2 protein-coding genes are annotated in these 1,398 nt (G+C 38.4%); both read left to right on the forward strand.

Annotated elements, in window-relative coordinates; translation table 11 throughout:
• Nucleotides 1–108 precede the first annotated feature (108 nt).
• The gene (locus QUH73_RS20690; RefSeq protein WP_289532347.1) at nucleotides 109–948 is read left to right on the forward strand and encodes a tyrosine-type recombinase/integrase; all 840 of its coding nucleotides are present in this window, start codon (nucleotides 109–111) and stop codon (nucleotides 946–948) included.
• Nucleotides 929–1,398 (forward strand): IS91 family transposase (locus QUH73_RS20695; RefSeq protein ID WP_442913435.1); only part of this gene is annotated, 470 nt, incomplete at its 3' end. The genes QUH73_RS20690 and QUH73_RS20695, both read left to right, overlap by 20 nt.

Here is a 1,398-nt window from a genome sequence, read left to right on the forward strand (position 1 = left end):
AGTTGAACAAAAACCGCCTTTGGCGGTAGCTTAAAAATAAGATTGTAACTTGATTAAATATTTGTTCATTAAATTATTTAGTCATGAAAAAAAAGTCTTAGAGAATTGATGATTGCTGAGATGCAGATCCGCAATTTGAGTCCACGTACTATCAGCAGTTACATTTCCAGTCTAACACGCCTCTCATTACATTTTCATTTATCTCCTGATTTAATTGATTTGGAGCAATTCAAGCTCTATCTGGCAGACAGAATCAACAACGACCACGTATCAAATTCTACAATCAACCAAGCCATTGGAGCATGGCGCATTCTGCAATGCGATATTCTAAAACGGGAATGGTCAACATTTAAAGTCAAGCGTCCTAAAATTCATAAAAAAATACCAGAGATTCTTTCCCCAGAGCAAGCTCAAACCTTATTGTCGTGCATAAGCAATATCAAACATCATGCTTTGGTATCGCTTGGTTATGCTACAGGAATGCGAAGAAATGAAATTCTGTCTATGCATCCCCAAGACATTGACTCTGCAAGAAATATGATCATTGTAAAGTGTGGGAAGGGAGGTAAACAGAGGCAAATACCTATAAAATCCAGTTTACTTCGAATTCTTCGTGAGTATTATAGGCAGTATCGTCCTACCAAGTTTTTATTTGAAGGTTATCGTGCTGGAGTCAGCTATTCTGCGACCTCATTTGGTCGAATTCTTCAACGTGCGAGTATAAAAGCTAAAATTAGCAAAAGGATTACTCCGCACACTCTTCGACATAGCTTTGCAACTCATATGCTTGAAAGAGGATTAAACCTAAAACAACTTCAGTTATTGCTAGGACATAGTTCAATGAAAACAACAGCCATTTACCTTCATCTAGCCGATACCAGTACTATAAATATGCCTGATTTATTGGAAATAGATACAAACAAAGCGAATGGACAAGATGGAAAATAGAAGAACCCAGTACGATCTGGCAGATATTTTAAGAGAAAATAAGCAATATTTGAATTCCTATAACTTGTTTGAACAACAACGAAAGGCTTTTGGGGATATCTGCGCATGCAGAACAAGTGAACTTAACGGACACACCTGCTACTGTAATTCCTGCAATTACCAAAGGCAAGCCTACAATTCGTGCAGAAACAAGCACTGCCCCAAGTGCCAGTTTACCAAGCAAGCCAAATGGGTAGATAAGCTGCAAGCAAAGTTGTTGGATTGCAAACACTTTCATATAGTATTTACCATTCCACACCTATTGAACCCTCTGTTTTATCTGAATCAGAAGAAGTTATATGATGCATTATTTCAATCTGCCTGGCAGGCTGTTAGTAAGGCTGCAAGTAACCCGAAATTTTTAGGAGCACAAACTGGTGCGGTTGCGGTGCTACATACCTGGACACAAAC

It is taken from the genome of Labilibaculum sp. K2S, from assembly GCF_030372765.1.
Lineage (GTDB): Bacteria > Bacteroidota > Bacteroidia > Bacteroidales > Marinifilaceae > Labilibaculum.

Bases quoted from the DNA above. Each gene is read 5' to 3' on its own strand.
- QUH73_RS20690 (WP_289532347.1), top strand. From the start codon at position 109: ATGATTGCTGAGATGCAGATCCGCAATTTGAGTCCACGTACTATCAGC.